Source organism: Planococcus sp. MB-3u-03 (assembly GCF_002833405.1).
Lineage (GTDB): Bacteria > Bacillota > Bacilli > Bacillales_A > Planococcaceae > Planococcus.
Map to the genome: position 1 here is coordinate 2,305,526 of NZ_CP025135.1, position 26,215 is coordinate 2,331,740.

A 26,215-nucleotide genomic window follows, 5' to 3' on the forward strand; every position below is an offset into this window, starting at 1 on the left:
TATCGCCTGTTTCTTTAACCGGAACCGGAAACGGCACAACCGATGCTCCTGTATCCTGTCGAATGTTCATGTACAACAGCCTCCTCTTATTCATCGGCACGTTCAGTCCATGCCGTAATCGCTTTGGCAAGTCCGTGGAACTTGCAGATTATTGATGATCAATCCGGCAGGCCCCATTTCTTCCGACGGGCTAGTTGAGCGGCCTCTCACCGTAAAACTCATGTCTTCGCCGAATATGCCGGCCATTTCCTGGACAATATCTCGCTCAAGTTCTTTAGGGATAAACTCGGTTCCGCTGAGCCAGACTTCAATTGCATCTACTGAATTTTGGACAAATTGCATCGAAGGCGCCGCTTGCTGAAATTTCTCCTGCACAGTCGCCATATACAAACTGGTCACCCGCCCCCTGCTCCTGGATTGTAAAAAAGCGGAGATTGGCTTAAATGGCTTGCGGACTACCGGATGTGCGCTTCCGCATGGGCAAGGGCAGTGCACCGGCATCCACTGGTCTTTGATCTTCAGCCGGATCAGCGGCGTCCCTTTTGTATGGAAGCGAGTCAGCAGAACTTCACCATTCTCATTAAACTCCATCACCCCTGTCCGCATATTGAAATGCAGATTCCCGACAGCGCATTCCGAAAGAAATGGAGAGCGTTCAGTTTTCATGCTCCACCGGCGGACAGAACAACCGAATGCGCTCTCGATTTCCAATCGCTCGCTGTCGGACAACATTTCCGTTTCCACAAAAACGGCAATGGCCTGAAAATCCAGTAGAAGGCGTTGGTCGTTGATGTAACGGGCTAGCTCTAGAATCGCTTCGGATAAACCATCGACGAAATCAGGACGGAAACCATTCAGGTTCCGCACCACTGCCGAGAGAAACGGCTCCGTGCAATGATGGGCTGAATACAGGCGTTGGTTGAGATAGTAAATATCGCGCCAGAACGCCCCTTCTTTTTGGCCGAGTGGAACAAAATCCCCGTGGTAGAATGTCGCGCGTTTCATGTCCAGATTGATGGCACCATGCTGCTTCTTGAAATGGTCAACTGCCGCCGTTTGTTTTTGCAGATCCAAACTGCTCAGCCATAAACGGGGCAATTTGCCTGTGACTGAAGCTTCTGTTTCCCCTTTGTTCCGCCGGGCAACTTGCGTACGGATTTCATCAATGCGTTCATTGAAGAGCTCTTCTTCGATTACCGGAAGTTGCCGCAAATCACTGGCAAATCGAATATCAGCCAAATCGCTTCCATACAAATCCTGATAAAATGCGCTATGCTCGGCGGCATAACGGAGCAGCGAGCGCAGTTCGAGGTTCTGGTATCGCTCTTCTGACTGCCGGTCATTCTCGTCCATGCCCGAAAGTTGGTGAAGAAAGCGGTAATAGCCCATACCGTATCGTTTGCGTGAATTGGCGTATTCACGAAAACTGAGCAGCAAATTTTGGAGGTAAATAGGAGAATTCCCATACAGTTCCGTTGATAGCAGTTTCACTTGGCATCCCCCCTGCGCTTGTAGGCAGAAACTGTAATCAGGCCATTCCTCCTTCGATTTTCCATTCTTCTTGCCATGCCGGTTCTTTCGCTTTTTCTTCTTTCGGGCGGTTCGCCAGCTTCAATAAAGTATCGCGGATTTCCTGTTCTTCCATTTCGGGAAGCTTCTTCAAAATCCGGCTGACTTCAACTTGGCTGATCGGAGTGGCTTTTCCGATATGGATTTTCGCAAACACTTTTTCCGATTGGATTTCACTAGGATCCAGCAATTCTTCGTAGAGCTTTTCACCTGGCCGCATGCCCGTATACTTGATTTGGATTTCATCTTCTTCAAAGCCGGACAAACGGATCATATTGCGTGCCAAGTCGACGATTTTTACCGGTTCTCCCATATCCAATACGAACACTTCACCGCCTGATGCAAGCATGCCGGCCTGTATTACCAAGCGGGAAGCTTCCGGGATCGTCATGAAATAGCGGGTCATTTTCGGATCGGTAATAGTGACTGGGCCGCCTTTTGCGATTTGTTCACGGAATAGCGGCACGACACTGCCTCTCGAACCGAGAACGTTGCCGAAACGCACTGCAGCGAATGTAGTATCGGAAGAAACCGCTAAGTTTTGGACGATCATTTCCGCAAACCGCTTTGAAGCGCCCATGATATTCGGCGGATTGACAGCTTTGTCAGTGGAAATCATGACGAAGTTGCCGACCCCGTGGCGATCTGCCGCTTCCGCCACATTTTTCGTCCCGAAAATATTGTTTTTCACCGCTTCAAGCGGATTCGCTTCCATTAAAGGCACATGCTTATGGGCAGCGGCGTGATAAATGATATCCGGCTTGAATTTGCCGACCATTTCGAAGATCCGTTCGCGGTCCTGTATATCGGCGATAATTGGGACGATGTCGATTTCTTTCGGCACTTTCGAACGCAACTCCCGGTCGATCGTGTAAATCGAGTTTTCACCATGGCCGAGCAGCAGCAGTCGTGCAGGCTTAAAAACACTGATCTGGCGGCAGATTTCCGAACCGATCGATCCACCGGCGCCGGTGACCATAATGCTTTTGCCTTCGATTTTTTCAGTCAAGGCTTCCATATCCAGCCGAACTTCTTCACGGCCGAGAAGATCCTCGATTTTCACATCCCGGATATCGCTGACTTTGACTTTTCCGACCATCAAATCTTCAATTCGCGGAATGGTCTGTACTTTAAGGCCGGTTTCGATGCACAGTTTTGTCACTTCCGCCATTTCCTTTTTCGACAGCGATGGAATGGCGATGACAATCTGGTCAATCTCGTTATGGGCAGCCAATCGCGGAATCTCCGAAATCGGCCCAGCCACTCCTAATCCGAAAATTTCCAGACCCCATTTTGTACGGTCATCGTCGATAAAAAGAATCGGCTTTCTCCCCCACTGCGGATTCTGCTTCATCTGACGGACAATCATACGGCCAGCTTCCCCCGCGCCGACAACGATCGTTCGGCTCAATTGGCCTTCGCTTTTGCGCGGTTCGCGTTCATGGTAAAGGCGGAATGAAAAACGCGATGCCCCGAGAAACAGAATGAGGAACATCCATGTCAGCGCCAGGATCCGGACAAACACCCCGCCCGTCTGGATATATTGCATGACAGTCGCCACGAACATCGTCAAAGTGACCGCTTTAACGATCGATTTCAACTCATGGACCGAAGCGTAAGCCCATACTTTCCGGTAAAGCCCGTAATGCCAGGCAAAGGAATGATGAGCGATGAACAAAGTGATCGTCATGAGCAGCAGCAGCCGGTTCGACATGATGTTGTCGAATGGCAGCAAAAACAAATAACAGAGATACGTTGCTGAGAGGATGATCAGCGAGTCGATTAAGAACAATGAAGTATAGCGTCTAGTAATCGTCATGTCATTAGCTCCTTCACCTCGCGCAGGTACCGCTTATTAATTGTATTCATGGCTGTAATAATGGTCCTTGCTGAGTTTGTAATTATTCATCACGACTCCAACGATATAGGCTCTAGAAGTCGCTAAACTGTCCCGAGCTTTGATCGCGCTTTGCTTCTCGGTTTTTCCGGTATTGACGACGAGTACTGTGCCGTCGCATTTATTCGCCAGGATCTTGGAATCCGTTACCGACAGAATCGGCGGCGAGTCGAAGATGATCAAATCGTAGCGCTCCTTCATCTCAGCGACCAATTGATCCAGCATCGGCGAATCCAGCAGTTCTGCCGGATTGTGCGGAATCTGCCCTGATGTCAACAGCTCCAGGCCGCGAATGCCGCTGTCGCGGACACTTTGCTCGAGCTCTCCTTTACCAACCAGTAAGTTCGACAAGCCGATGTGGTTGTTCAAATTGAAGGTGTGATGCAAAGTCGGCTTGCGCATATCGGCATCGACAAGCAGCACCTTTTTCCCGGATTCTGCAAACACGACCGCCATATTGGCTGAAGTCGTCGATTTCCCTTCTTCTTTCGAAGCGGAAGTGAACAATAAAGTCTTCATTTCATTGCCAGGCAAAGAAAAATTGATGGTCGTGCGGATCGTGCGGTATTGTTCGCTGATCACCGAGTTCGGTTTAATACGTGCTACCAACTTTCGGGCGAGCGGCCGTTTTGACGCTGTCTGATTCAACATTCTCATCCAACTCCATTCTGTCAGTGTGTTTCGATGGTTTATCCATTCTGTCCAAGTCGCCGACCGGGATCACAACACCAAGCACTTGCAGGCCAAGCAATTCATCGATATCTTCTTCCGTGCGCACCGTCGTATTCAATTGATCGAGGACGATCGCAAGGCCAGTACCGAGCATGAAGCCGATAATCGCGCCAACTGCCATATTGAACAGCGGATCCGGCTTGACCGGCTCAGGGCTTGCAGGCATTGTGGCAGGAGCGAGTATGCTGACGTTGTCGACACGCATCAAATTGCGGATTTCCTGTTCAAACACTTTGGCGGTCGTATTGGCGATCAGCACCGCCTGTTGCATCGAACCGTCTTCAACTTCGAGCGTCACGACTTGTGAATCCTCGATGCTGGAGACTTCGATCCGTTCATTGAGCGATTGCACCGTTTCGTTCAAGCCGAGTTCATTGATGACTTCCGTCAAAATCGCCGGGCTCTTGATGATGACGTTATAGGTGCTGATCAACTGCAGGTTCGTATCGATATCCTGCATGCTGAACTCCTGGGCATTTGCCGGGGCTTTATTGACGAGGATCTGTGTCGATGCCTGATAGACCGGTTTCATCCATAAATAACTGACAGCTGCCGCGATGGCGACAAAAGCGACCGTCATCGCGATGATGAGCGGCAGGCGTTTCTTCAGGTTCTTGAAAAACTCTTTCATATTGAATGTACTTTCCATGTCTTCACCTCATATCCCCATGTACGGGGTGATTTTGCTTGTTCAATGGAGCTGTTTTTCTGCAAAGCGGCCGATGATCCATAGACGCAGTGCCTTTCCGTTATGCGCATTCAACATGAGGATGATCCACAATACCAAGCCGATCGGCATCAATAGCACTTCGGCCACCCATCCTGTCATCGCCATCATACCGGCTGCTGTAAACAATGTGAAAAAAAGAATCGAGACGTATACAGACTGGAAAGCGTGGTAACGGACGAAACGATTTTCCCGCTCAACCATCAGCAGGATGAACCCTGAGAAAAATCCGAGCAAATACGCGAGCGACCCTGCAACATTTTCCGAAAGGCCAAGCCCAGTGATGGAAGGCTGTGCGCTCGGGGCTTCCCGGCTTTGCTTGAAGACGGTCTGCTGCTCGAAACTGACAGGCGGTTCATTCGTCATCTTGATTTTGTTTTCAATCATCTGCTTTTCCTCCTTGAGATCTGTCTTCCTATCGGTTAAGACCCATACTAAAGAGAGCAGGTTAAAACAAAGTTAAATAGTTTCACTAGTTTTATTTATCTAAAAAAATAATTCCTTGTGGCGCTTTTGTCATACTTGCATGCAAAAAGTTCCACAGAATTTCAGCAAATAAAAAAAGCCGACCGCTTTCGCCTGTTCGGCAAAAACAATCAGCTTTTCCATTTTCAATTCATGAACTTATAACCGAATCCCCGGACAGTCTGAATATAGCGAGGAGTGGCCGGATCGTTCTCCACTTTCCGGCGCAGATTACTGATGTGGACCTTGACGGTTTGGACATCGCCTTCTGAATAATAGCCCCACACTTGATCGTATAATTGTTCGGCTGTCCAGACGCGGTTCGGCGTCTGGGCCATCAACAGCAATAATTGAAATTCTTTATGGTAGAGTTTCACGGGCTTGCCCTTCACATACAGCTCGCGTGAATCGACATGGATATGAAGGTCGCCGAATTTCAGGATCGATAGCTTGTCCTCTTCCCCGCTCTTCCAGCCATTGCGGCGCAGGATCGCTTTGACGCGCGCCTCCAGCTCTGTGAAATCGAAGGGCTTGGTGATATAATCATCGCCGCCCACTTCCAGCCCTTGGATTTTATACGCCAGTTCTTTCCTATAGCTGACGAACAGAATCGGCGTCTTGGTGCGTATCCGGATTTTCTCGCATAATTCCAAGCCGCTCATGCCAGGCATTTCGATATCCAGCAAGATCAGGTCCGGATTTTCTCTCGACAGCACATCCATCGCTTCATAGCCGTCTTCAGCCTCGATGATTTTATAGCCTTTCTTCACCAAGAACAAACGCATCAATTCGCGGATGCCGTCTTCGTCTTCGACAATCAATACAGTCGCACTGTTCATGAAAATCCCTCCCATGGGTTGTTAGTATCTCAAGGGCAGGGCAATGATGAATGTGCTGCCTGCGCCTTCTTCGCTTTCCGCCCAGATTTCGCCTTTATGCGATTGGATGATTTCCTTGGCAATCGCAAGGCCGAGCCCGCTTCCTTTATAATGGATCGATTCATCGATTTTGAAGAACCGGTCGAATATATGCGGCAAGGCTTCTTTTTGGATGCCGCATCCATTATCTTCCACACGGATGATCAACTCGCCATCCGCTTCCGTTTCATCGAGTATATTCGCGCTTGCCCGGATGCTTGCGGACAAGGTGATGCGCCCTTCTTCCGGCGACGTGTGCTTGACCGCGTTCCACAATAAATTCGAGAAAACTTGATCAACACGGTCCACATCGACCAAAAGCCGCCAATCCGCTGGCCGTTCTTTTCCGCTCGGCCTTTCGAAACGGAAGCGCCTGCCGCTTTGCGCAAGATCTGCTTCCATTGACGCCGCAATCCGCTCCAGCCACTCATCCAATTTCAGCTCCGCGAAACGCAGCGTCATATTGCCTGATTTGTATTTTGACAGTTCGACCAGATCTTCCGTCAAGCGCTCCAGCAATAGGAGTTTTTTATGGATCATATCCAAATAACGGGGATTGTTCTCTTCAATCAAGCTTTCCTTCACGGCTTGTATATAGCTATGGATCAAGGTAATTGGCGTACCCAGTTCATGTGAAATCGCTGATAGCATCTCATTGCGCGATTTTTCGACTTCCTGGATTTCGTCGTTCACCGTCAACAAGTTCATGTTGGTGATCTCCAAAGCCATCGTCCGCTCTTTGACATTGCGTTCAAGGAAGAAATTCAAATTGGTGATTTCCTGTGTCATGCTGCGAAGCGTGGCAAGCGTTTCCACCCTCATGAGAAACTCTTCGACATCGCATGGTTTCACCAAATAATCGTTGGCCCCTGCGCTGAACGCGTTGGTCTTTTCCCTGACCCCTTCTTTATCGGACAGCATCAAAATGGGTAATTCCGTCAAAGTCGCATTGACCCGGATGCGGCGGCATAATTCATCCCCTGCCATATCCGGAAGCTCGTCATCGAGAATGACCAAATCCGCCGGCCGGTTCTCTAAATGCACAAGCGCTTCTTCGCCGCAACTAACGCCTTCCGCTTTATAGCCTTCTCCTTTGAGCTGATGGACCAGCATCAAGCGGTTGACTTCTTCCGCCTCCACGACGAGAATGCGCAATCCTTTTTTGACGTTCTTTTCTTTGATCAATGAGTCTGCCAGCTGCGAAGCTGTCAGTTCCCTGATTTCTGTCGGCGACACAGTTTCCAGTTCCTGTTCTTCTGTAAGCGGCAGTGTGAAGGTAAAAGAAGAGCCTTTGCCAATGGCCGATTCTGCCTTCAGCCAGCCACCCTGCATTTCCACCAGCCTTTTGGTAATTTTCAGGCCCATCCCGATGCCCAGATGAGGGGTCGTCGAAGTACCGATCGGGTCAAACAAGCTATCCAGCTGCTGTTCTTCCATTCCGCTTCCCGTATCTTTGACCGTGATGGCGACTTGTTTTTTGATGATTTTTGCAGTAATGATGATTTCTCCACTATCTGTATGCTCCACCGCATTGCCGACAAGATTATAAAGTACTTGGCGCACCCGTTCCGGATCGGCGATTACTTCCGGGAAATCAGCGGGGATTGTATGCTTCAAGTTGACTTCACTCGACTTTAGCAAAGGGGTGCATAAGCGGATGACTGAATCCGCGATGGCCGGAAGTTTCACTTTTTCCAGATGCAACGACAGCATATGATGTTTCGGCCCGGAAAAATCCAATGTTTCATTGATCATCCGTGCCAGCTTTTTGCCGCTTTCAGAAATCGTCTCCAATTGCTGGATAACGGAATGAGGCATTTTGCTATAGGAGGATTCCTGAAGAGATTCCGCAATTCCGACCATTCCATACAGCGGCGTCCGCAAGCTATGGGAAGTAATGGCCAGCAATTCATCTTTGCGTTCATTGACTTGCCGGAGCCGTTCGATTTCAATGCGCTGCCGTTCAGTAGAATTGCGCTCACGCTGGAGCCTTTCCTGTTCCCTGATTTTCTCTTTATCCCGGAGCGCTAATGCAGCGAACAGGACTGCAAAGATTCCCAAGAAGAAAATCAAACCTTGTGCTGCCATCGTGATCGGCAAAATTCCCGAAACATAAAAGGCGTTTAAAGCGGCTGCAACTGAAAAGAAAATTAAGGATACCGCATAATAACGGGCATGCACCAATCCCCTTTTCATGCCATAAGCCGCCAATAACAAGCTAACAGCCAGTGTAGAGCTGAGTGCCAGCACGACCAAGAGCCTCGCCCATTCGAGCGAAATGAATAAAGTAGTCAACACCACTGCATTGAATATGAGCAGCGACTTGATCATGCGGTCCGTTTCAGGCAAATGGCGTTTCGTATTCAATAAACCTTCCGTCAGCAGCGTTACCGAAAGCGCTGCCAGCCCGACCATGAAGAACACGCTGTGCCCATTCCATAAATCCAGCTCTGGCCAGATCACATCCAAACTCAAGCCGGCTGCGGAAGAAAAGAGGAAAAACGCCGTAATGGCATAAATAACGAAATACAAGTAGGCGCGCTGCCGAATTACGGTGAAACGGTGAATATAATAGAACAAGAACATTAACCCAAGCCCGCCAAGCACACCGACAAACGCGACCTGCTGCCTGGTCTGGCTCTCAAATGCCTCTCGATCCCAAACGGTCACCGGCAATTGAATCGGCGCAGAAGATTCGACGCGCATCCAGTAAACGGCCGATTCGCCTGCGGGCGGCGCTATCGGGAAAACTGCCGTCCTGTGGATGATTTCCGAGCCGATTTCCTGGCCTGCCTGCTCGACCGTAAATCCTCCTTCGCCATCATCCGTATAAAGGCTCACTTGATCGACGCCCGAAGATCCCAGTTCGAGAAGCCATTCCTTCTCGGCATGAGCCATGTTTTCAACTTCCAGCATTAGCCAATACACTGATGAGCTAAAACCGATATTCATCGAGTTATTGCTAGCAGGCATAAAATTCCAAGCATGAGGCGGCTGTTGGATATCTTCAATTTGCAGATTTCCTGATTCATCTTCCAGAACAGAAAGCCGGCTGCCCGCAGCAACTTCTTGCTGGGAATCATCCAGCACGAGCAGATTGCCGGAATCGGCCGAAGTATTCATGCCGGCACCCGAAAGCGCCATGCAGCATACGAGAAAAAAGAATAGAGCTGAGTTTATCTTTCTCTTGGAATAACCCATGGAACAGCACCTCTTTTATCCGAATTATCAGATATCCGCAGTTTTTAGCAGCACTTGTGTTGAATACGACAATGAAACGCAGAAAATAATCATTTGACCTAAGGCAAAAGATTTATTTTTTATTTTTTTAATCCATATTATGTATATTAACTAGGTTTATTGATTTAACGAAATCATATCATTTCTCACAGGAAAAGAAAACCATTTTTATTTCCGAATATTCAAATATATATTTAGAACTATGGTTTTTACATCATTTTATCCCCCTTAGTCCGAAAGCATTAAAAAAAGCCGTAAGCTTCTGCTTACGGCTGCAATATTTTAATTGTATCGATTTCGTTTCCTTTTGCTTGGTACATCGCCTTATCCGCCCGCCTTAAAATAGAGGAAATGCTTTCCTCTGCGGATAAGGCTACAGCTGCCCCTAAGCTGAAATTGACCGGGATGGGATTGCCTTGGATGGTCCAGTCTCCTGTAAGCTCAGTACGGATTTTTTCAGCAGCTGCTAGCGCCTCTGAATCAGTGGCCACACCTTCCAGAATTACGACGAATTCATCACCGCCCATTCTGGCAGCAACATAACCTGCCTTCTCCAACTTAGCTAAGCGAACTGCAAATTCCCTCAAAACCATGTCCCCGAAATCATGTCCATAATCATCATTAATGCGCTTGAAATCATCGAGATCCAACACAGCCAAGGCTATTTTCCCTTCTGCTTGCTCCTGATTTTTCAGTTTGTTGCGGCTATATTCCTGGAAATAGCGGCGATTCGGCAGCCCGGTTAACGAATCATGGAATGCATAATATTCCAATTGGGCTTCGTATTTCTTCTGAACTGAAATATCACGGACAATCATGACCATATGAGAGAATGCGCCTTCCTCATCGTAGACAGGGGTCCCATTCATCTCCCCCCAAATCCAGCCACGCCCCGGATGATCGAAGCGCAGCTGCAAGGAGTACGGGCCCGCCTGTTGCACTGCCTCCTGAAACTGCTGATCCACAAGCGCTAAATCGTCTGGATGCACGTTAAAGAACGGTTTTTGCTTAACTGTTTCTTCGGATGCAATGCCGAAAATCTCCTGGCTCGATGGGGATACATATAAATACTCCTTCTGCTTGTTCATCAAGACCACTACATCGTAAACATTTTCGGCGATCACCCTGAAATTTTTCTCACTTTCCAAATATTTGCTGACCAGCCTATCCAACTCGGTCATGTTTTTCGCCATCATATAATAGCCCGTTACTTTGCCTTGGACGCTGATCGGGATGAATTTCACTAAACACCCGATAGCTTTCCCATCCTTCGATTGCAGGCTCAGCCGGTGGTCTTTGTAGAGGCCTGTGGAAGCTTCCTCAAAGATTTCTTTCGACCTCATGCGCTCAGCCGGCTCGACCAATTCACAGAAATCCCTTCCAGCCAATTCACTGATCGGCCGCTGGATGAGCGTCCTGGCCATCCGGTTCCCGCCATTGATCTGCCCATCCAAGGTCAAAGTGAACACCGCATCGCCGTTGCTTTCAAACAAAGAGCGGTATTTGGCATTGCTTTCCTCAAGCCGGCTAAGCGCTTCTTCGCGTGAATGCTTCGCCAGCTTTTCCTCCGTCACATCATTGACCACACTGACAATATGGCTGCACTGCCCAGAATCATCGAACATCGGCGTTAAACGAGATTTTGAATAACGCAGTTCGCCGGTCGGGGCGTAATAGGAATCTTCATAGAAAATGCTCGTCCCCACCGTTAAGGCCTTTTCATAAAAATGAATCAGCCGCTGTGCAATTTCTGGTTCGTGCACTTCCCGGAATGCCTTCCCAAGATCGGAGTCATCCATCTGCGTATTGGCTTTAACCGCCTCATTGATAAATTCGTAAACCCAGGCATCCTTCTCAACACGGACAATAAAAATCATTTCCTCTACTCCTTCAAGCAATACACGCTCCAATGCCAATCGTTCAGGCTTGCTCCCCATCTCTAATCCCCCAATTCCGCGTAATGCCACTGACTTGTTTTAACTTCTTTAACATCTTATCAGACTTTCAATCCAGCAGGAACTTTCTGCCTAGCTATAAATCCTATCGATACGCTCGCCACCTTCAATCGGATTGGTTCCACAGGCCCAGTTGCTAAGCACTCCATAAGCCAAGGCGATCCGTATCCGCTATAATGAAAGCAGCTTCATGCAGCCGAACTGATTTTTTGCGTTCATTTCCTGATCGGACCGCAACTAGGAGGGACTATTATGTGTTTAATCAATTTGCAATTCCAGCAGCATCCCCGCTATAAATTAATCGTCGCCGCAAACCGCGATGAGTTTTACGGACGTCCCGCTGCGCCTGCCCATTTCTGGGAAGATTCACCCGGAATTCTCGCCGGCCGCGATTTAAGCCAGATGGGCACTTGGCTCGGCGTGAATAAATCCGGCCGCTTCGCTGCGCTGACCAATTACCGGGACCCTGAACATATGGCAGCTGGCGCCAAGTCACGCGGCGAACTGGTCACACAATTTCTTGATGGCCATATCTCCCCCGAAGATTATCTGCGGGCGATCAATGACAAGGATTATGCCGGATTCAATTTAATCGCTGGCGATGCCGAAGGGCTTTATTATTACAACAATATCCATGGAGAACCGGTAAAAGTTCCACCCGGCACTCATGGGTTAAGCAATCATTTCCTGAACACGCCTTGGCCAAAAGTCGAGCGCGGAAAAGAAAAGCTTGAGGCCTATGTATCGGTGAATGAACAATTGGAACTCGACCGCCTGTTTGAAATTCTGGCGGATGCCGAACAAGCGCCCGACCACCTGCTACCGCAAACCGGCGTCGGCCTGGATCTGGAACGTGCGCTGTCGCCGATGTTCATCAAAATGCCCGATTATGGAACACGCTCAGCCACCGTATTGCTCATCGATCACGATGGGCTGGTCACTTTCGCTGAGCGGAGCTATGAAAATGGCGAGTTCCGGGAAGACCGCAAATACGAATTCCAGATTCCCTGAAAACAGCCATCAACAGGGCGGACCCCCCGTCTCTAGCAATCCCATTGAATTCCGGGAAGCAACTTTATGCATTTTCCTCTCCTCCATAGAAATGATCTACAATAAAATAAGCCCATAAGAAACCCCAAGCGGACGATCCGCTTGGGATTAAATTCAAACTCCTATGCAAAATCGACGCCCATGCTTTCGAACAAGCGCTTATATTCAGGATACCAGCGCTCCCATTCAGAAGTGCGCTCTATTCCATGGCCATCTAAAATGGCTTCCATAATATCCAGCGCTACATGCCATCCCGCAACGTCTTTCGGGGTTTGATCTGTAATATCCGGCAAAGTTTCGACCATTTTCACTCTCGTTCCCTGGCCGTCCGGGCCCAGTTCAAAATGCACATGGTCGTCTCCCCATTCAAATGCAAGGATCTCGCCTTTTTTATAGTCTGTAATCGGAAATTCCTTCTTTTTCCCATGGCCCATTTCCAGCATCAGATGGCCAGGTTCGCCTTCTTCTTCCATTTGAAGCCCTGAAAACCAGCGATGGATTTTGTGGTTGTCTGTCAGCATTGCCCATACTTGCTCTGGGGAATGCTCAAAGTATCTGTCGAATGTGGCGTTGTAGCCGGTAGGATTTTTAGTGATTTCTGCTGTCATTGAAATTCCTCCTCCACTCGTCTTTACTAATAGTATACCCAAGTTCCGTGTGTTTTCTACGTAAATCGGGTATATTGTGCGGGAGGAGCTGAAAACGATGAGATTAGGATATGCATGTATGAACACAGAGCTGAAAACGGTTTTTCGCACATTGCGACTAGCCACAGCTGAAAAAGAGGGCGTCGAGAAGATTAAAGAACTAACAATTCAAAATATGGAAACCACTTTAGAAGTCATTCGCTGGAATTTGGAGCAAGGCATTCTTTTTTACCGTGCCTCCAGTTCCATCGTCCCGTTATCGACACATCCAATCAATGATTGGCGCTGGTGGGAAGATGAAGATTTTCTGGCGATAGCTGGCGAGATCCGCCGATTGGTAAACGAGCACGGCATCCGGGTTTCTGTGCATCCTGGGCAGTATACGGTCTTGAATTCGCCGAAGCCGGAAGTAGTACGAAAATCGATCGAAGACCTTGAATACCATGACAAATTGATTCAATTGCTCGGCGGCACAGACATCATCCTACATACGGGTGGTGCATATGGCGATAAAGAAAGTGCCAAACGGCGTTTCGCTGAAAATTACTTGATGCTGTCTGATAGCATCCGGCAGCGTTTGAGGCTAGAAAACGATGACAAAACATTCACAGTGCGCGACGTTCTCGATGTTCATGCCATGTGCCAAGTGCCGATTTGCTTCGACATACACCATCATAATTGCAATACCGATGGGGAGCCGGTTGATTTCTCGGAAATTTTGGCTACTTGGGAAGGATACGGGCGCCCGAAAATCCACATCAGTACTGGACGTGAAGGATTCACCGACCTGCGCCACCACGACCTCATTTCGGAAGAAGATTTTGCCGAATTGTTGAAGCTCGTTGAAGGCTATGAAGTCGACATCATGTTCGAGGCGAAGCTGAAGGAACAAGCGGTCTTGCCATTTCTCCACAAACTTCAAAACCAATAGCAAAAACCGCCTGGACAGCCATCAATCGGCCATTCAGGCGGTTCTTTTATTCAGTCGGCAATTTCGGAAATTCCAAGGTGAATTTGGTGCCTCTGCCGACTTCCGATTCGACGGTAATTTCTCCGCCCATTTGATTGAGTATGCTGTAAGTGACCATGAGACCAAGCCCTGTCCCTTTTGACTTGTTGGAGAAATACGGTTCCCCGAGACGCTTGACTTGTTCTTTCGTCATGCCCACGCCTTCGTCTTGGATATGCACACAAACCGTATGGGCAGATGCCTCAAGCTCGACTTGCAGTTTTCCTCCATCCGGCATCGCTTCAATGCCGTTCCGGATGATATTCACCAAAGCCTGATGGAGCTTTTGTGAATCGCCCAAAATCGGGCTGGCTGCGTCAGCGCCCTGCACAAAAATTTCTACATTCCTGGCATTGGCATAAGGCGTCATGATTTTGATGACATGCGATAGTTCAGGTTCCACTTCGATGCGCTTCATTTCACCGTAAACCGGCTTTGCATAAATCAAGTAATCGCCAATCAAGTCTTCGGCTACTCTGATTTCCTCCAGGATGGTTTGCTGGAACTCCAGCTGTTTCGCCCGCGGGTATTCATATTCCTGAAGCAGCTGGACAAACCCTTTTACGCTTTGCAGCGGATTGCGCAGTTCATGGGATACAGCCGCCGCGAAATGGCTGACCGTCTCCATCTTTTCATGGCGCATGAGCGAATTATACAAATACTCCTGTTTTTGCAAATGTTCGATGAGCAAAGCGGTCAATATGATAATGCCGCCTTGATTGATCATGAGCATAAGCCAGATCCCGATCAAGTTGTGGATCGGGTCCCCGAAGAAGAAATAGCCCGCAAACATATTGAATAGCAGCGACACGATCGAAATAGAGAAGACGAGCACGGCTTTCCACCAGCGATTGACTTTCCGGTAAAGCGGCCCAAGGAAAGGCACGCCCGCTGCCACTAACAGCTGGTTCAAGATGGCGATATACATGCCGTCCCCGCCAATGGCTATGCGCCCGACAGCCGATACGATAAACAGCACCGCACTGACCAGGGGCCCGCCGTATAAAGCTCCGACAATCATCGGAACTTGCCGGAGATCGAATATATAATCTTCCGTAAGAAATTGGTACGGAAACACCATACACAGGATGATGGAAATGGAAAACAGGATCGTCATGGTAATCCGGTGGCTGACGAAAAAGTTTCGCTGTCCAGCTGTCGCGAACATCTGATAGAGGATGATCGGAAAAATGATGAAGAAAATATTATTGATCATGCCGGTCATCATCGCTTCCATGGATGCACCTCCCTTTCCCGTTTCAGATTACTATTATACCGATAACTTCCCCTCTCCTTCCAGCTATTTTTAGCGATCTTTATACGGATGGTGGATTGCCGCACGTATCTTCGTCAAGGTCCTTTCCCTGCGCTTCTTCATGCCGGATAATGTGACGCCGTAATGTTTCTGCAATTCTGTCAGGCTGTAGCCGTCTATATACATCTCCTGGAGCAGCCGCCGTTCTTTTGGGCTCAAGAAAGCCGCATCCAGCCAGTCCGGCAATTTTTCAGCCACCCACTCTACCGCCTCTTCCTCTTCAAGGAATAAATCGGAATTCTTGACCTTCTTGCCTCCTTTTTGGCGCCTTGTCAATTCGTCTTTCATGGCGCCTTTGATGCTGCGGTAGGCAAACGGCGCAAAATGGCCGATTGCCGGATCGTGTTTTTCCCACGCTTGCCACAGCGCAATAAACCCAAGTTGACGGAATGCATCATAATCGGTGTAAATATTCAATTTGCGGATAATCGATGAGATCATCGGAGCGTACTGGTCTGCCACTTCCGTAAAAGCTTCCATTTTCTTTTCCTTCTGGACGTCCTGTTTATTCCCGGGTGAATACAGCTTATGAAAGCTTCCCTGTTGAGTCTAGATTAGAATATGAATATTAATGCTTTTAACTTGGATAATAAACCCATTTTATAATACTTAAGATTTTAATAAATTCCATAATAATTACAATTATCTGTATATTACTATTGATTCATTAAAGGAAATGATACGATTTTCATACAATACCAAAGGAGAGACGGAATGAAAATTGCGGCAATTTACAGGTTGATCGGGACGTATTATTTCTCGAATCATGGTACGAGACAGGAAGGCGTTCACGCATCACTACTACATACGGCGTCTTCTATTCGCCCGACACGCCGCTAACTTTGATCGATAAAGCATCCATGTTGTTCGCTTTGCCTAACAACGGACATGTAAAAGCTACGCGCCATAACCTCAAGATACACGGAAAGAACATCATTTTATTCTCAACTTGCGGGCTTGCCGCCTACCCAACTCATTCTCCATGCCAATTGGGATGTGTATGGATCTTCAATCACCCCTACAAACTGGAGGCCATCTCTTCCATCAGGACACGCATCATTTACGAACGCTTCGGGATCTCCAAAGAAGTTGAGGCCTCTATCCATAACTTATCCAAACAAAGGAAACAGCTGCATGAAATAATTTTTTAATGATAAACAAGTAGCGTTCCCATCAGCTGAACCCATAAAGAAACCACGCCAGTTGCCGGTTTTGCCGGCAACTGGCGTGGCTTCTTTTTTATGCGGCATGATCAGCGAGCAGCAAAATAAACAACTCAATCGCCCAGGCATCCTGCGTCTTTTTTTCAAGTGGATCGGTTACAAAAAAAGCCATATGCCCGTCCCATATCTTCGTTTCAGCTTCGTAACGAAGCGCTGCCGAAAGCCCATCCCTTTCCAACCAGCCCACCAGCGCGTCTGCAGATGACCAAAATTGTTCCGGCGGCCCATTGTGAATTGCGTGGGCAAAATCTCCTCCCGGCAAATACCCCGAAATGATGCGATGATCTTCAGCCAGCAACTTTTTTGTCGAAACGCCGACTTCGATCAGCCGCTGGCCATTGTCGTCCAAGCACCAGAAGCGGATAAACGGCAGCCCAACAGGCGATTCATTACGCGCACTCAACCATGACAATACTTCAGCTGCAAGTTCAGGCGCTTCTCCGATATGGCCTGAAATCCTTGCAGTAATGCCGACATATGGCTGTTCCCCGCGCGATTCAATGGTCGGTTCATTCATATAATGCATGCACAAGCCCCTCCCGTTCCATCATTTGCTTTTCCATACCCGCCTCGAGACTTTTTCAGTCACTAGCCCTATCAAACTAGCTTGGTCGCCACCTCATTGATTGAGCGGGAAGCTTCCATTGCCTAGGAAAGATTTCTTATATTGCATTTATTATTTACTGAATTTTCAATTATAAATATAGTTTTTGTAGCAGAACGTGATATAATAAGACTACAAAAAGTCGATCAATAACAGAAACCAAACAAATTAATGAGCCTTTAATCATGTAAATTTTCCCAACTACATAAGCCGTCTGTCGGCTAAATCAAATAAGGGGTGAGCAGAATGTTATCCAGATGGAGCAAGTTGCTAGCTATCACGGGATTATTGCTCTTTTCACTGCTGTCGTTCACAGGCCAGGCCGATGCCGCATCCTCTACTTATGTCACGAAAGGCAACACGACGAGCAAAGTGGTCGCCTTAACTTTTGATGATGGATCCGATGGAACGAATATCAATAAAATCCTCGGCACGCTGAAAACCAATAATGTCAAAGCTACCTTCTTTCTGACAGGTTCCGGCATCAACCATCACCCGAGCTGGATCCGCAACATCGCCAATGCAGGACATCAGGTCGGCAACCATTCCTATTCGCATCCGGATTTTACAAAGATCAGCATTGCCGCTATGCAAAGTGAACTCGCCCGAACGGAAACCGCTTATAAAAACGTCACAGGCAAATCGACGAAACCTATTTTCCGAGCCCCATTCGGCGCGTCCAATGCGACTGTATTGAAAGGGGTCGGTGATGCCGGTTATACGCACACCATCCAATGGAATATTGATACTATCGACTGGAGAGGCTTATCTTCCACTGAAATTACCAATAAAGTCGTCAACAATATCGTGCCAGGATCCATCGTTTTGATGCACACCGGCGCCGGAGCTTCCGGAACCCCTGGCGCGCTCCCTGGCATGATCAGCAAACTGAAAGCAAAAGGCTATAAATTCGTCACCGTTTCTGAGCTGTTGAAATTGCCTCCAACAGGCGGAGCGACTTACACAGCCAAAGCAGGGGACACGCTTTACAGCATTGCCAGAAAATATAATGTCACTGTCGCCGCTCTTGCGAAAGCCAATAACATTACCAATTATAATTTAATTCGTGTCGGCCAAGTCTTGGTAATACCAGGCACAACTGCTCCAACACCGCCGCCAGCAACTAGCGTCAAGTACACGGTAAAAGCCGGGGATACGCTCTATAGCATCGCCAGCAAATACAACACCACAGTAGCAGCCATTGCATCCGCTAATAAAATCACCAACACGAATCTCATCAGTGTCGGCCAAGTCTTAATCATTCCGGTCAAACAAGCACCGCCGCCAGTGATGACCGTCAAGTATACAGTGAAAGCCGGCGATACACTTTACAGCATCGCTAGAAAATATAATACGACCGTCACTGCCATTGCCAAAGCGAATAACATCACCAATGTCAATTCCATTCGCGTCGGCCAAGCGCTGATCATCCCCCGCTGACATTGAAGACATAAGAAAAAGCCATCCTCGGATGGCTTTTTTATATTTCGTGATTGATAAAATTTTGATTCCACAGCAAATCAAGCCGGTCTTTTCCTGTACAAAAAACGTTTATACAAACGAAAAATAATAAACGCCATCCCGAGTAAAAAGACGATCGCCAGCACTGGCACAAAGAAAATCAAAATGGGGGCAATCGTGGCAGTGGCATCCTCTGCAACTGAGACAGCCGGTCCCATCAATGCTGTATCGCTGACCCCTTTCACTGCCGTCAAGCTTGCATGTGAAGCGGTAGCTACGCCGCCTCCACCGATAATCGCGATTGCCCATTCCAGAAATGGATTCATATCGCCGATAAACGATGCGGTCAGCAAAATTCCCGCAAGTGCCGCAACCGGCGTCGAAATCAATTTCATAAACGACCCGACCGCCGGAATATAGTTGACCAGAATTTCGAATATCGTGGCTGCACCGAATGTAATAAGCGCTGGCGTGCTGCCAACCCAACTGAAACCCTCAGATAAAGTGACCCAATCCACTCGTTCGAAAATCCCTGTTATTAATAATGGTGTGAAAATACGGAATCCGACCGTCGCGCTCAGCTAGGCCAATAAAACCGCCATGACCATCTCCATTCAACCACCTCCACAAACTTTTCCTTACCGATTCCATACCCTTCTGAAAATAAACTAACTATATGAGCTGAAAACACCCGCATCTTCTCCATTCAAAAAGGATGAAAAGGATTTCCCTTTTCACCCTTCCGCCGAAACAGCTCAATTATTGTTCGTCCATCATCATCTGATAATGGATAAAGTCAAAGAAATGCAGGTCGCCCGGCAATTCCTCTCCTGCGAGCGACTCCGCACGCTCAACTACCTGCTTCGCAAATTCCGCTTGCTCGATTCGTTCGAAATACTGCCATAAGTAATAATAGACTGCCAGGGACTCGTAATCGACAGTCGGTTTTCCAGTTTCCCGATCATACCTCCCGGCCAATTGGCCTTGATTAACCCACTCTTCGATCAACCAGCTCTCGAATTCAGGGGATTGGAGGCCTTGATCAAAGCGATTGACCGCAATTAATAATTGGTCGATCATATGGACTTCGCCGCTTTTCACATATTTTTTTTCATCAAAGTCATAGTACTCCGGAAAAAAAACTTCGCGCTCTCCCGTATCCAGCATAGCGAACGATTCCGGAAGCACGGTCATTTCGTCGATGAGGTAGCTGAGTGTAAGCCGGTTCCCCGCAATCTGATAGGACCAGTCATAATAATCAACAGCTGTCCCCTGCTGGTGTTGGCGGTCTTCAATTGCAGAAACAATCTGCTGTGAAAGTTCCAGATAAGCTGGTTCTGCAAACTGTTCCGCCGCACCTTCCAAAACCGATGCGATACGCACATCATCGATCAATGCATTAACATTCGCTTCTTCGTATAAGCGCCAAGGGATAAATACCTGCCCGCCTGTTTCGACTAAAAAACGGCCTTTTAATATCGCCGCTTGCTCAGCAAAACTTTCTTCATCTTCAACTTGAAGCAAATACTCCAAATACAAGCCGAGGCTTTCCGATAAATATTCAGACTCTCGATTGTCCGGATAGGCGTGAATGACGCCTTCCTCATTCACATAATGGGAAGCGACCGTTTCCTGAACGGTCGTCCCTTGCCCGTTGACCATTCCGCATCCTCCTGTCGCCAAACTCCCTAAAAACGCCAACATAAATAATTTACTTTTCTTTAATCGCTTCAACTGAGTAAACTCCCCATTTCACCGACTGTGGTAATCGCTGTTTTTTTGACTTCACATGTTGCCGCTTCACTCTTCGCATTCATTTTTTGCTCGATGCGTTTCAATAAAGGCTGTATCGAATCCCCTTCTGTTTCCTTGACCAAAACATAAACTGCGCCTTTTGGCTTGTTACGAGATCCCGCTCCCGGACAATCGACTGCAATGCCGCGCGCCCAATTCCGATGTCTGGACGGGGCAGTTGACAAAGGCGTCACTTCCATCAACCAAGTGCGTTCTTCACGCTTGCTTGTTTTCAACATCCATAAAGCCTGTTCGACAAATTCCTGTAAATCCAGCGCACGAAGTTGCCCTTCTTTACGCAATAAGATTTGCCGTTGTTCTTTCAGGCGCTTTGTTTCTTCCCCAGCAATTTCACCTGATCAGAAACAACCCAAAGCGAAAATTGAAATACCGACAACAGGCAATAAGTTCCGATCGATGTCAGTGAAGCTGCAGGCTGTTGAAATGCAGTCGCAATCGCCGCAAGCAAGACGAGAAACAGAAAGGACGGCAACCAGTTTCTCGGCAGCAATGAGATAAAGGAACGGAAAGGAAAGCAGTCGCTACAGCATATTCATAGAAGGGCCACCGAAAATAAAGCAATGCGAATCCCGAAAGCAATGCTAAGCATATGAAAAAGGTAAAATTTCAATTTATTCATTTTATTATCTTCCTCGTAAAATAATTGGTAAAACTCAAAAGATATTGAATTCCATTACCAAAATTATCTTACACTAGCTTGCACAAAAACTATGGGACAGAGAAATTCCCTGCCCCACTTTTGTCTAATTGACTGCGTTCATTGCTTTTTCCCAGAACTCGCTGTCCGTTTTGCGCCTGCGGAATTTCTGCGCAAGAGCGGCTGCAGCAATGATGACGAAAATGATTAATGGAACAGCAACCCACCAAAGATCTCTGGTCGTCTGCGCAACGAGGACACTCATTGGGCGCGAAACCTCGATATCACCATCTGCTGTCTCGACTATCATGCCGTCCACTTCCGTTTTGTGGTCCATGTCTTTCAAGTCTACCCATTCATATTGATCGTATTTCTCCAATTGGGTCATCAATTCATCGAACTTCTCGATCCCTAAGTAAGGGTGATAGAAGAACGCCAGGTAACTATCGCTGAATTGTGCAGCATAATCGGCATTTCCCATCATTTCATCGACTGCTTGTTTATTCTCTGGATCGATATAGCCCATTGTTTCCGGAATGACTTTCATGCCGTGAAGGCCTGCCGGAGTAGATTCGTACAATGGCGCGAATGTGCCGTCATAGGTCCGGTCGGAAATTTGGATCTGGCCGATATATGTCGTGAAATACTTGGATAGCTCTTTATAGCCGGTTTGAGACATGGAGTAATGGGGCGCTTCAAAAGCGATTGGATACAATCCTTCTGCCGTCATTTCATAGACCCCGTTGACGACAGAATCATAAATATGAGTTTCCTCATAAGGCAAGCCGACATTCTGGACAAAATCTTGGTATTCCTCATCCGAAGCAAAATCTTCACGCAGTTTTACTTCAGCGGTATTCGACTGATAGATAGGCCGGTCGTGATCCACATCCCAATATTCAAAACCTTCACCGGTTTCATCTTCCCGATACTGGTGGAGATAGCCATGTTGAATCAAGCTGGCCCCATTTTCTGCATCTCTTTCAATACATCCACCAATTCAATCGCTTGAGATAGATGGATTCGTTGGCCAGTATCAGGATTCGTATAGACGGGCACGACCGTCACCGCATATGGAATATTCCGCTCTGCCAAATAATCGCCAACTTGCTTGACCAAAACCGGGTCGCTTCTCGGATGAATGTCTTCCAGGCGGATCAATTTTTTTGGCTGGTTTTTTTCTTCATCGAAAAAATCGAAGAATGATTCACCGACAATATCGCTGAGCTTGCCAGTAATTGAGTTGGCAGCGACATAATATAAATTATCGTTCTTAAAGATCAGCGGATACGATCCGTCAGATGCCTGCCCTTCGTATAGAACATCCATCTGCTCAATGCCATTGATGAGCATCATATCCTTTTCTTCCTTTAAGTCGAAAAGTTTACCATCTCCGGCCACTGCGTCGATCGTCCGGTAATCATTGATGCGCAGGTCCGGCGCTTCCTTGAAATACTCAAAATAGTTTCCGATGAACATTTTCTTAATGTCATCGTATTGGTCGACAATGAATAATTCCTCTTCCGTCAATTGCCGTCTTCCAAGGCCAAAATAAATGACATGCGTATAATCGCCTTTGACATATTCAGCTGCAGCGTCCTCAATGGATTGTATGGTGATATCCGAACTAAAATGCCCAACCAGCATATCCAAAATAGGCACTTCTTCTTTTTGTGTGTCTTCTTCAGCATGATACAGGATCAATACTTTCCGTTCTTCGCCGGATGAGTCATCAGCTGCAGCGATTAGCCAAGGGTTTGCGGCCAGGAAGGTGAGCAGCAATAGGAAAGATATTATTTTCTTCATCAACAGCGCCCCCTTTCCTACTTCGTCTCGTCTTCCATCATCAGATGATAATGGATAAAGTCAAAGAAATGCGTTTCTCCGTCGGAATTCCCCTCTATCATTTCCGTTGCGCGGGCCTTCACTTCATCTGCCCGCTCTTGTTCACCGATTGCTATAAAATACTCATTCATATAGAAATACATCGCCAGAGATTCATATGTGACTGTTGGTTCTTGCGTCTCTCGATCATATCTGCCATACAGACGGTCTTCTTCTTCCCATTCAGTTTTCAACCATTCTTCGAAAACATCAGAAGACAAACCGATACGTTCCCGATTGATCGCAATAAGCAATTGGTCAATCATATGGACGATTTCATTTTCAACATATTTTTCATCCGCCACATCAAAATACTCCGGGAAAAACACTTCGTCTGCATTGACATCTTCAAGTAATTGGTCGGCTTTCATGTCTTCAGGGACATCCGCAATCAAATAGCTGAGTGTCACGCGCTGCGCAGGGTAGTTCACTTCCCAGTCGTAATAATCAACGGTATATTCATTATTTGTCTGGACTCGTGAAATGGTTTCGATGATCCGGTCTGCAGTTTCCGAGTACTCTGGCTGGCCGAATAATTGATCTGCCTGCCTGAGCGCAGCCGCAATACGGATATCGTCAATTAACGCGTTGACGGTAGCATCCTCGAAAATCAGCCAATTAATGAAAAAGTCATCTCCCTCTTCCACCACAAATTCATCCATGAGGTTTTCGTATTGCTCTGCGAACTTTTCTTCATCTTCCATCATGACCAAGTATTCCATATACAAGCCGATGCTCTCGGACAAATATTGCGAATCGGGAGTTGATGGGTAGGCATGGATAAAATTATCTTCGTCGAAATACGCTTCCGCAAAATCCTCCGGCACTGCTTGTTGCTCCACCGGTTGTTCTTCTGGTGTCTGCTGTTCATCAGGTTGCGGCGACGGTTCGTTCGCTTCCTCGCTGCAGGCAGCGAGCATTGCCACAGTCATCACCGGCAAGAGCCATTTCCTCATGAATCCACTCTCCCTTTGAAGCGCTGGGTTTTGTCCCAGGCAATCGTTTTTTGCGCAATTTGCTCCATGTATATGTTGCAACGCTGCGGATCAGCAGCAAGATGAACAGTTGGGCATACGTGAAGTACATGACCAGCACATACAGCACATTGGTCAATGAAACATTCCGATCGACGACGAGCGCACTCAAAAGCTGCGCGGTATAGACGATATAGGTCATAAACCAAAGCATCATGAGCGGCGCACCGATGTTCGGGATATCAACTCCGGAAATGCTTAGGATGAAAAAGATGTCCGAAATCAGCAACATCAACACAAAAATCAGGTATGTGAAGAGATGCTGCAAACTAAGCACGAAAGTTCTGCCTCTCCAGTGCGACCAATCCTTCATTGATTTTTCCAGCAAATACAAGTTGCCAGTCAGCCAGCGCGTCCGTTGCTTGATGAACGCTTTCAATGTTTCAGGCTCCTGTTCCCAAGTGCGGGAAGTCGGAATGACGGGCAAAACATAACCTGCAGCTGTCAGACGGACTGTCAGTTCGGCATCCTCTGCCAAGGCATACACATCATAGCCTCCGAGTTTCTCGATGACCGAACGGCGCAGAAGCATATTTGTACCGGCGAGAGACCCAAGTCTGAAAAGAGCCCAGCGGCCGCATTGCATGAGCAGTTGGAACACTTGGAATTCGAGTGCGATCATACGGGTCAACACATTCGTATCGACATTTTTCGTTTTGACATATCCGACCGCCCCTGCAGCGTTCGGTACCGTTTCTGCCGCCTGGACCAATTTCTCCAACGCATCCGGCTCGGGTTCGTTGTCGGCATCGTATACGACAAAATAATCCGAATCCGTCACACTCAAACCGTAGTTCAAGACCCGTGATTTACCCTTCGGATTTCCGGGCGGCACAGGAATGTAATGGATACGCGAAAAGACTTCCGCAAATTCTTGAACGATAGCAGCTGTCCCATCCTTGGAACTATCATCCAATAGATAAATATCGAGTTTGCCCTCGTATTTCAGCCGAGCCATGGCGCGCAATGTATTTTCGATGACGATTTCCTCGTTATGTGCAGGGATCAACACGGCCACGCTCGGATAATGTTTGATCTTCGGCGGGTTGCGGAACCGCAGCCGGTACCAGACGCCCCCGATCGTCACCGCGGAATAGAACAGCAGCAAAATCCAAAACAGGACAACTGTGGCAGTGATGAGTATATTCATATGGCCCTACCCAAAGCACGCGACAATTCATTCAAATTGGACACCTGCTCCTTTCTGACTTCATACGGCGAATCCAGTAAATTCAATTCCTGCTTCACCTTGTCACGGTAGCGCTCCATCATGAGGCGCACCCCTTCTTCATCAATATCTTTGAGCAGCAAGTAAATCGATTGCCCGGTCGAAGTCGCCAAGTCAAACTTCTGGCGGATGGTCGACAAAGTCGCCCGCTCCAATGATTCTTTAATGTTCTGTTGAGTGCGCTTGTTTTTCGTATTGATTGTGATTTCGACGAACCACGCTTCTTCCTGACGGCGCTCAGTCGTCTTCAACACCCATTGCGCCTGTTCAGTGAACTCATTGACAGTCAGGATATCCGTTTCCCCGTGGTATTTCTGAAGAAGCTGCACTTGGCGCCGCAATTCGCTCGCCTCATAGCCGATCTGCTTGATCTGGTTCAGCAGCAACCAGAACGACAAGATGAAGCCGGTGAACAGCAAGTGGCTATAGACATACATGATTTCCAAATCCGGCCGTTGTGTGAAGAAAAAGGCAAATACGGTCAAGAAAACCCCATAGCTCAAAATGATGCTTATGCCATAGAGGAATACATACCGTTCATGAATTAATGTCATGAACAAGATGGATAGCCCCGCCACCAGCAGCATTTCGGTGGAAAAAGGCAGAACCAGCGAGAATAACGCCCAACCGAATCCAAGCACCATCAAAATCAGAATTCCGAGCTTTAAATTATTTTTCATTCCGCCCACCCCATCGCATAGGTTAAAATACCTGTTATTTATTCCAATATTATAAATATTGAAATATCATAAACCTATACTACTACATTAGTTTAATTTAAACTAGTATAAAAGTATTGTCAGTAA

Annotated in this window: 23 protein-coding genes and 1 pseudogene; 5 read left to right on the plus strand and 19 right to left on the minus strand. The window is 47.6% G+C overall.

The window, feature by feature from the left end; translation table 11 throughout:
- Positions 1–102: 102 nt before the first annotated feature.
- From CW734_RS12885 to CW734_RS12920, 8 genes are all read right to left on the minus strand, one after another.
- Positions 103–1,491 (minus strand): phenylacetate--CoA ligase family protein, encoded by a 1,389-nt coding sequence (locus CW734_RS12885; RefSeq protein WP_101190820.1) that lies wholly within the window; start codon positions 1,489–1,491, stop codon positions 103–105.
- A 37-nt stretch (positions 1,492–1,528) separates the two neighbouring features.
- Entirely contained in the window at positions 1,529–3,388 is a 1,860-nt protein-coding gene (locus CW734_RS12890; protein WP_101190822.1) for a polysaccharide biosynthesis protein, read from the minus strand.
- 36 nt (positions 3,389–3,424) lie between these two features.
- Positions 3,425–4,117 carry a CpsD/CapB family tyrosine-protein kinase gene (locus CW734_RS12895; RefSeq protein ID WP_308302131.1) on the minus strand — a complete coding sequence of 231 codons (693 nt, stop codon included), beginning with the start codon at positions 4,115–4,117 and terminating at the stop codon, positions 3,425–3,427.
- Positions 4,059–4,847, minus strand: coding sequence for a YveK family protein (locus CW734_RS12900; protein WP_101190826.1), 789 nt, complete (start codon positions 4,845–4,847; stop codon positions 4,059–4,061). The genes CW734_RS12895 and CW734_RS12900 overlap by 59 nt, the downstream gene beginning before the upstream one ends.
- Before the next feature lie 42 nt (positions 4,848–4,889).
- The gene (locus tag CW734_RS12905; protein WP_101190828.1) at positions 4,890–5,312 is read right to left on the minus strand and encodes a DUF4870 domain-containing protein; all 423 of its coding nucleotides are present in this window, start codon (positions 5,310–5,312) and stop codon (positions 4,890–4,892) included.
- A 224-nt stretch (positions 5,313–5,536) separates the two neighbouring features.
- Complete coding sequence (locus CW734_RS12910) at positions 5,537–6,229, minus strand: response regulator transcription factor (protein WP_101190830.1); 693 nt, start codon at positions 6,227–6,229, stop codon at positions 5,537–5,539.
- 21 nt (positions 6,230–6,250) lie between these two features.
- Positions 6,251–9,508, minus strand: a complete 3,258-nt coding sequence (locus CW734_RS12915; RefSeq protein ID WP_101190832.1) for an ATP-binding protein — start codon at positions 9,506–9,508, stop codon at positions 6,251–6,253.
- A gap of 305 nt (positions 9,509–9,813) precedes the next feature.
- The gene (locus CW734_RS12920) at positions 9,814–11,484 is read right to left on the minus strand and encodes a diguanylate cyclase domain-containing protein (RefSeq protein WP_101190834.1); all 1,671 of its coding nucleotides are present in this window, start codon (positions 11,482–11,484) and stop codon (positions 9,814–9,816) included.
- A 270-nt stretch (positions 11,485–11,754) separates the two neighbouring features.
- Here CW734_RS12920 and CW734_RS12925 point away from each other — a divergent pair, with 270 nt between their 5' ends.
- Positions 11,755–12,513 (plus strand): NRDE family protein, encoded by a 759-nt coding sequence (locus CW734_RS12925; protein ID WP_101190836.1) that lies wholly within the window; start codon positions 11,755–11,757, stop codon positions 12,511–12,513.
- Positions 12,514–12,674: 161 nt separating this feature from the next.
- Here CW734_RS12925 and CW734_RS12930 read toward each other — a convergent pair whose 3' ends face one another.
- Complete coding sequence (locus CW734_RS12930) at positions 12,675–13,160, minus strand: SRPBCC domain-containing protein (protein WP_101190838.1); 486 nt, start codon at positions 13,158–13,160, stop codon at positions 12,675–12,677.
- Positions 13,161–13,257: 97 nt separating this feature from the next.
- Here CW734_RS12930 and uvsE point away from each other — a divergent pair, with 97 nt between their 5' ends.
- Positions 13,258–14,130, plus strand: a complete 873-nt coding sequence (gene uvsE / locus CW734_RS12935; protein ID WP_101190840.1) for a UV DNA damage repair endonuclease UvsE — start codon at positions 13,258–13,260, stop codon at positions 14,128–14,130.
- Positions 14,131–14,176: 46 nt separating this feature from the next.
- Here the strand turns inward: uvsE and CW734_RS12940 are convergent, their stop codons facing one another.
- Together CW734_RS12940 and CW734_RS12945 are read right to left on the minus strand one after the other, a co-directional pair.
- Positions 14,177–15,445: a sensor histidine kinase gene (locus CW734_RS12940; RefSeq protein ID WP_101190841.1), complete on the minus strand. Its 1,269-nt coding sequence runs from the start codon at positions 15,443–15,445 to the stop codon at positions 14,177–14,179.
- Between the two features lie 69 nt (positions 15,446–15,514).
- A complete protein-coding gene (locus CW734_RS12945) occupies positions 15,515–16,003 on the minus strand; it encodes a sigma-70 family RNA polymerase sigma factor (RefSeq protein WP_101190843.1) in 489 nt (162 codons plus the stop codon).
- A gap of 234 nt (positions 16,004–16,237) precedes the next feature.
- Between CW734_RS12945 and CW734_RS19450 the strand changes: the two genes are divergently transcribed.
- Together CW734_RS19450 and CW734_RS12950 are read left to right on the plus strand one after the other, a co-directional pair.
- Positions 16,238–16,363 carry a hypothetical protein gene (locus CW734_RS19450; protein ID WP_269801459.1) on the plus strand — a complete coding sequence of 42 codons (126 nt, stop codon included), beginning with the start codon at positions 16,238–16,240 and terminating at the stop codon, positions 16,361–16,363.
- Positions 16,364–16,365: 2 nt separating this feature from the next.
- Positions 16,366–16,674 carry a competence protein ComK gene (locus CW734_RS12950; RefSeq protein WP_442956950.1) on the plus strand — a complete coding sequence of 103 codons (309 nt, stop codon included), beginning with the start codon at positions 16,366–16,368 and terminating at the stop codon, positions 16,672–16,674.
- 88 nt (positions 16,675–16,762) lie between these two features.
- Here the strand turns inward: CW734_RS12950 and CW734_RS12955 are convergent, their stop codons facing one another.
- Positions 16,763–17,272: a GyrI-like domain-containing protein gene (locus CW734_RS12955; protein WP_101190847.1), complete on the minus strand. Its 510-nt coding sequence runs from the start codon at positions 17,270–17,272 to the stop codon at positions 16,763–16,765.
- 324 nt (positions 17,273–17,596) lie between these two features.
- Between CW734_RS12955 and CW734_RS12960 the strand changes: the two genes are divergently transcribed.
- Positions 17,597–18,790, plus strand: coding sequence for a LysM peptidoglycan-binding domain-containing protein (locus CW734_RS12960; RefSeq protein ID WP_101190849.1), 1,194 nt, complete (start codon positions 17,597–17,599; stop codon positions 18,788–18,790).
- Positions 18,791–18,870: 80 nt separating this feature from the next.
- On the opposite strand, the gene CW734_RS12965 is transcribed toward CW734_RS12960, so the two are convergent.
- From CW734_RS12965 to CW734_RS13000, 7 genes and pseudogenes are all read right to left on the minus strand, one after another.
- The gene (locus CW734_RS12965; protein ID WP_269801516.1) at positions 18,871–19,392 is read right to left on the minus strand and encodes a DUF4126 domain-containing protein; all 522 of its coding nucleotides are present in this window, start codon (positions 19,390–19,392) and stop codon (positions 18,871–18,873) included.
- 178 nt (positions 19,393–19,570) lie between these two features.
- Positions 19,571–20,473, minus strand: coding sequence for a hypothetical protein (locus CW734_RS12970; RefSeq protein WP_101190851.1), 903 nt, complete (start codon positions 20,471–20,473; stop codon positions 19,571–19,573).
- A gap of 68 nt (positions 20,474–20,541) precedes the next feature.
- Positions 20,542–20,907 (minus strand): hypothetical protein, encoded by a 366-nt coding sequence (locus CW734_RS12975; RefSeq protein ID WP_101190853.1) that lies wholly within the window; start codon positions 20,905–20,907, stop codon positions 20,542–20,544.
- A 462-nt stretch (positions 20,908–21,369) separates the two neighbouring features.
- Positions 21,370–23,069 (minus strand): annotated as a pseudogene (locus tag CW734_RS20080) (DUF2334 domain-containing protein).
- A gap of 17 nt (positions 23,070–23,086) precedes the next feature.
- Positions 23,087–24,103: a hypothetical protein gene (locus CW734_RS12990; RefSeq protein WP_101190859.1), complete on the minus strand. Its 1,017-nt coding sequence runs from the start codon at positions 24,101–24,103 to the stop codon at positions 23,087–23,089.
- Positions 24,018–25,331, minus strand: coding sequence for a glycosyltransferase family 2 protein (locus CW734_RS12995; RefSeq protein WP_332871001.1), 1,314 nt, complete (start codon positions 25,329–25,331; stop codon positions 24,018–24,020). The genes CW734_RS12990 and CW734_RS12995 overlap by 86 nt, the downstream gene beginning before the upstream one ends.
- Positions 25,328–26,089, minus strand: a complete 762-nt coding sequence (locus CW734_RS13000) for a hypothetical protein (RefSeq protein ID WP_058383252.1) — start codon at positions 26,087–26,089, stop codon at positions 25,328–25,330. The genes CW734_RS12995 and CW734_RS13000 overlap by 4 nt, the downstream gene beginning before the upstream one ends.
- Positions 26,090–26,215: the final 126 nt, after the last annotated feature.

What these genes read in the sequence shown, in the direction of transcription:
- uvsE (WP_101190840.1), top strand. Translation starts at nt 13,258, where the DNA reads ATGAGATTAGGATATGCATGTATGAACACAGAGCTGAAAACGGTTTTT.
- CW734_RS12970 (WP_101190851.1), bottom strand. Translation starts at nt 20,473, where the DNA reads ATGGTCAACGGGCAAGGGACGACCGTTCAGGAAACGGTCGCTTCCCAT.
- CW734_RS12925 (WP_101190836.1), top strand. Translation starts at nt 11,755, where the DNA reads ATGTGTTTAATCAATTTGCAATTCCAGCAGCATCCCCGCTATAAATTA.
- CW734_RS12920 (WP_101190834.1), bottom strand. Translation starts at nt 11,484, where the DNA reads ATGGGGAGCAAGCCTGAACGATTGGCATTGGAGCGTGTATTGCTTGAA.
- CW734_RS13000 (WP_058383252.1), bottom strand. Translation starts at nt 26,089, where the DNA reads ATGAAAAATAATTTAAAGCTCGGAATTCTGATTTTGATGGTGCTTGGA.
- CW734_RS12955 (WP_101190847.1), bottom strand. Translation starts at nt 17,272, where the DNA reads ATGCATTATATGAATGAACCGACCATTGAATCGCGCGGGGAACAGCCA.
- CW734_RS12905 (WP_101190828.1), bottom strand. Translation starts at nt 5,312, where the DNA reads ATGATTGAAAACAAAATCAAGATGACGAATGAACCGCCTGTCAGTTTC.
- CW734_RS19450 (WP_269801459.1), top strand. Translation starts at nt 16,238, where the DNA reads ATGAAAATTGCGGCAATTTACAGGTTGATCGGGACGTATTATTTCTCG.
- CW734_RS12945 (WP_101190843.1), bottom strand. Translation starts at nt 16,003, where the DNA reads ATGGAAGCTTTTACGGAAGTGGCAGACCAGTACGCTCCGATGATCTCA.
- CW734_RS12900 (WP_101190826.1), bottom strand. Translation starts at nt 4,847, where the DNA reads ATGGAAAGTACATTCAATATGAAAGAGTTTTTCAAGAACCTGAAGAAA.
- CW734_RS12960 (WP_101190849.1), top strand. Translation starts at nt 17,597, where the DNA reads ATGTTATCCAGATGGAGCAAGTTGCTAGCTATCACGGGATTATTGCTC.
- CW734_RS12995 (WP_332871001.1), bottom strand. Translation starts at nt 25,331, where the DNA reads ATGAATATACTCATCACTGCCACAGTTGTCCTGTTTTGGATTTTGCTG.
- CW734_RS12915 (WP_101190832.1), bottom strand. Translation starts at nt 9,508, where the DNA reads ATGGGTTATTCCAAGAGAAAGATAAACTCAGCTCTATTCTTTTTTCTC.
- CW734_RS12940 (WP_101190841.1), bottom strand. Translation starts at nt 15,445, where the DNA reads ATGGAAGCGATGATGACCGGCATGATCAATAATATTTTCTTCATCATT.
- CW734_RS12990 (WP_101190859.1), bottom strand. Translation starts at nt 24,103, where the DNA reads ATGAGGAAATGGCTCTTGCCGGTGATGACTGTGGCAATGCTCGCTGCC.
- CW734_RS12895 (WP_308302131.1), bottom strand. Translation starts at nt 4,117, where the DNA reads ATGTTGAATCAGACAGCGTCAAAACGGCCGCTCGCCCGAAAGTTGGTA.
- CW734_RS12930 (WP_101190838.1), bottom strand. Translation starts at nt 13,160, where the DNA reads ATGACAGCAGAAATCACTAAAAATCCTACCGGCTACAACGCCACATTC.
- CW734_RS12890 (WP_101190822.1), bottom strand. Translation starts at nt 3,388, where the DNA reads ATGACGATTACTAGACGCTATACTTCATTGTTCTTAATCGACTCGCTG.
- CW734_RS12910 (WP_101190830.1), bottom strand. Translation starts at nt 6,229, where the DNA reads ATGAACAGTGCGACTGTATTGATTGTCGAAGACGAAGACGGCATCCGC.